The 4,171-nt window shown below is 50.4% G+C and carries 4 protein-coding genes; all 4 read left to right on the top strand.

Going from position 1 to position 4,171, the window contains the following annotated elements; genetic code table 11:
- On the top strand, positions 1-740 hold a 740-nt coding region (locus FC75_RS12265; RefSeq protein WP_476737437.1), incomplete at its 5' end, for a phosphoketolase family protein.
- A 19-nt stretch (positions 741-759) separates the two neighbouring features.
- Entirely contained in the window at positions 760-1,413 is a 654-nt protein-coding gene (rpe, locus tag FC75_RS12260; protein ID WP_054664761.1) for a ribulose-phosphate 3-epimerase, read from the top strand.
- Positions 1,414-1,427: 14 nt separating this feature from the next.
- Entirely contained in the window at positions 1,428-2,078 is a 651-nt protein-coding gene (gene deoC / locus FC75_RS12255) for a deoxyribose-phosphate aldolase (protein ID WP_054664757.1), read from the top strand.
- A 20-nt stretch (positions 2,079-2,098) separates the two neighbouring features.
- Positions 2,099-2,788 carry a ribose-5-phosphate isomerase RpiA gene (rpiA, locus tag FC75_RS12250; protein ID WP_054664754.1) on the top strand — a complete coding sequence of 230 codons (690 nt, stop codon included), beginning with the start codon at positions 2,099-2,101 and terminating at the stop codon, positions 2,786-2,788.
- The last annotated feature ends 1,383 nt before the right edge of the window (positions 2,789-4,171 follow it).

Here is a 4,171-nt window from a genome sequence, read left to right as displayed (position 1 = left end):
TGACGCATCTGGCCGAAAAGAAAGGCGAATTCATTCGTGAGTATCTGCCGGCCGACACCAACTCTCTGCTGGCCATCTCCCCGAAGGTCTTTAGCAGTGAGAACACCATCAACCTGCTCATTACCTCCAAGCAGCCGCGGCCGCAGTTCTACTCCATCGAAGAAGCCACAGTGCTGGCCAACAACGGCCTGAAGCGCATCGACTGGGCCTCAAACGACGATGGCGTTGAACCGGATGTCGTGCTGGCCGCAGCCGGCACCGAGCCGAACATGGAAAGTCTCGCTGCCATCAACCTGCTGCACGATCAGTTCCCTGACCTCAAGATCCGGTTCATCAACGTGCTGGACCTGTTGAAGCTGAAGAAGGACGATCCGCGCGGCCTGAGCGACGAAGAATTCGACGCGTACTTCACCAAGGACAAGCCAGTATTCTTCCAGTTCCACGGCTTTGAAGACTTGATCAAGGACATTTTCTTCGATCGTCACAACCACAATCTGTTTGTTCACGGCTACCGTGAGGAAGGCGCCATCACGACACCGTTCGACATGCGGGTCCTGAACCAGCTCGACCGGTTCCACTTGGCCAAGGACGTCGTTGAACACGTCCCAGGTTACGCGGAAAAGGGCGCGGCCTTCGTTCAGAAGATGGACGACACCCTGCAGTATCACTACGATTACATCCGCGACACCGGTGAAGACATCCCAGAAGTCCAAAACTGGGTCTGGAAGCCGATCAAGTAGAGAAGGGAAGGTTACAAGCATGGAAATTGTACCTTCAATCTTAAGTGCCAATTTTGGCCATGTTACCAGAGACGTGTTGGCTGTGACAGAAGCCGGAGCGAAGACGATTCATATTGACGTCATGGATGGCGCGTTTGTGCCAAACCTGAGTTATGGGCCGCAAATCGTGGCAGCTCTGCGAAAGGAGACAAATGCGAAGCTTGAGGTTCACCTGATGGTTCAAAATCCCGAGAATCTGGTCCAGGCCTTCATCGATGCGGGCGCTGACTCAATTCTGGTGCACGTGGAAGCCACGCAGCACATCCACCGCGCGCTAAGCCTGATCAAAGCGGCCGGCAAAGAAGCCGGGGTCGTCATCAACCCGGGCACGAGCGTCTCGACAATCACCCCGCTGCTCAGAATGGTCGACCAGGTGCTGGTCATGACCGTTGATCCTGGCTTTGGGGGTCAAAAGTTCCTGCCGGAGACGACGGCCAAACTAGATCTATTGAGAGAACTCAGAGGGAAGACTGACGGCTACGATTACAAGCTGGAAGTTGATGGCGGTGTCAACGAAGCGACAATGCCCGAGGTACAGAATCACGGTGTTGACTTGGCAGTCGCAGGTTCTGCCGTTTTTGACGGGATCGATGCAAAGAAGAACTTTCAGAAGCTGGCCGAAGAGGCCGGCTAGGGAGGAATACTGGCATGGAGTTGAATCAATACATTGACCATACATTGTTGAAACCAGAGGCGACTGAAGACCAGGTCGACAGGGTGGTCCAGGAGGCCATTGAGAACCACTTCAAGACAGTTATGGTAAACCCGTACTGGGTCGAGCACGTTCACGATAAGCTGAGAACGACGTCGGTGGGCACGGCGACCGTCATTGGGTTTCCGCTGGGGGCCAACACCACTTTTATTAAGCTGGAAGAAGCCAAACGCGCCATTGCGGATGGCGCCGACGAACTGGATATGGTCATGAATATTGGTGAGCTTAAGGCCCGTCACTATGAGGCAGTGCTTGGTGAAATTGAACAATTGGCGGATCTGGCCCGCACCAACGGTAAAATCCTGAAGGTCATTATCGAGACCGCCTTACTGACTGATGATGAAATCGTCAAGGCCAGTGAACTTGTTGCGGACGGTGGTGCAGATTTCGTCAAGACCTCCACCGGATTTTCCACGCGCGGCGCGGCCGTGCACGACGTTGAGTTGATGCACAAGGCTGTAAACGGCCGGATCCAGGTCAAAGCCGCTGGCGGGATCCATACCGCGGAAGAAGCAGAAGCAATGATCAAAGCCGGGGCAACGCGATTGGGCGTCAGCGCCAGCATGAAGATCATTGGTAAAGCATAGTTCGGGTTAGGAGGGCAAGTATGAGTCAAGACGAATTGAAAAAAATGGCCGGGAAATGGGCATCTAAGTACATTGAGGACGACATGACAGTCGGTCTTGGTACGGGGACGACCGTGAAGTTCTTGGTCGATGCGGTGGCGGAACGATTGAACAATAAGACGCTGAAGGGTATCCGCGCCGTTTGTACCAGCAGCCGGACCGCCAACCAGGCGAAAGGCCTGGGCATTCCGGTCGTCGATCTCAACGACGTCAGCCACATTGATTTGTGCATCGACGGGGCCGATGAAGTTGACGAACATTTCCAGGGAATCAAAGGCGGCGGCGGTGCCCAAACCTTGGAGAAAATGGTGGCGACGAACAGTCTGCGAAACATTTGGATCGTTGATGCGTCCAAGATGGTCAAGCAACTAGGGACTTTTCCGCTGCCCACGGAAGTCATTCCGTTTGGCTGTGAACGGGTCTTCACTAAGTTGAAATGGGCTGGACTCGAGCCAAAGTTCAGATTGGATGATGCAGGCAAGCGGTTCGTCACGCATAATGGGAACTACATTATTGACTTGCACCTCGGCCGAATCGATCATCCGCATAAACTGGCTCAGTATCTGGACCGCCAGGTGGGTATCCTGGAGCATGGGCTCTTCTTGGACATTGTCGACGAGGTCGTTGTCGGCACTAATGACGGCGTTCGTGAGTACAAGGCACTGCGCTAGGGCTACAGCGCTAGTCGAAGACGGAAAAGTAACGCGCTAGTGCAAACTAAGATGCTGATTTATGGCACGTTTTCGGCTACATTAGTCTTAATCATCAGATACGCAAAAAGGCAGCAGGTCGCATGACTTGCTGCCTTCTGTGTGTCTGGTTCACCTAGGTAATGTTCTGTTCAAAGCATTTCTGGTTTAATCGATTTGCTGATAGAGCGGCGGGGGCTGTTTGAACTATTAAAGCGGTTTCTGAATAGTGGGCGACTGCTTAACCAGTTCGACAGCATTGTTACCCAGCACATATCAAATTTCCTTGAAGGACTTTCTTCAGCGTGGATCGGGGGGATGGTACTTACAGTGAAGTAAGTGCCATCCTCCTTATAGCCTGAGCGCGTTAAAAGATAACTGTTATTGCTTATGTGTTCTATCCATGAGAATGATTGAGAGACTTTAGAAAACCCATCATGCTTTAATAAATATATATGAACTTTTGGGACGGTAGTTCATTAAAATGCAGATTTGTGAGGCTCATCCTGACAATATTCAGTTGATCATGATCAGAAAATGGGCTCGGAATAGAGTCACTTTAGTCAATAATGGAATAACAAAGTGCTTCCCAAAAGCTCTTTTAATAGTCGGCTGCGAAATCGGTTTAAGGCATATGAAGAGATTGACTAGGAACCACAAGTAGACGGGAAAACATTAGTGGCTGATAATTTTTCGAAAGGGTCATGAAATGTTATTGGAACAGATGTGCAGAGGGGGCTTGGTATTTGTGGTAGAGATTCGGACTTTAACACTGACTGAACGTAGCAGGATTTGGGCCGAAATGTCGGCGCAACAACGTCAGGCGTATGAGATGTCTATGACATATAGAATTAGTGATCGAGTCCTTAATCGGATTTTTCAGGGCTCATCTGCTTGGCGCCTCATCGCTGTTAATATTGACTATGATTGGGATCTTCGAAAACGCGGGAGAGCTTTTAGTCCGGCACTTTTTTGTGAATGCGGTCGACCATTACGGTATCAGTTTGAGCTTGTGTCTGTTAGTAGTTCCAATAAGCGAATTCTACTTGGGTCAACACATTTTGCGGAAGTGTTGGGAATCTCACCAAAAGTTGCGCGAGAAGTAGCAAAGCACCTGAACCAGATTCAGAGCTTAATGGATGAAGTCCTGATTAGGTACCGTGCAGGAGAAAGGTTCCCCAAACAATTTGTATCTGGCATTGAAGATGGGCTACTAAAATGTACGGACAAGAGTTTTGCACAGAGAATGCAGACGTATATGAGTGCGGATATGCCCATTACAGGAAATGCTAGGGAAAGATTAAATCGTTTACCTCAATTTTCAAGTCAAGTGCAACGATGATAACGAATCCTTGATAGTGGTCT

This window comes from Lacticaseibacillus camelliae DSM 22697 = JCM 13995 (assembly GCF_001436615.1).
GTDB lineage: Bacteria > Bacillota > Bacilli > Lactobacillales > Lactobacillaceae > Lacticaseibacillus > Lacticaseibacillus camelliae.
This window is presented reverse-complemented; position numbering and strand designations above follow the sequence as displayed.

What these genes read in the sequence shown, in the direction of transcription:
- rpiA (WP_054664754.1), top strand. Translation starts at nt 2,099, where the DNA reads ATGAGTCAAGACGAATTGAAAAAAATGGCCGGGAAATGGGCATCTAAG.
- deoC (WP_054664757.1), top strand. Translation starts at nt 1,428, where the DNA reads ATGGAGTTGAATCAATACATTGACCATACATTGTTGAAACCAGAGGCG.
- rpe (WP_054664761.1), top strand. Translation starts at nt 760, where the DNA reads ATGGAAATTGTACCTTCAATCTTAAGTGCCAATTTTGGCCATGTTACC.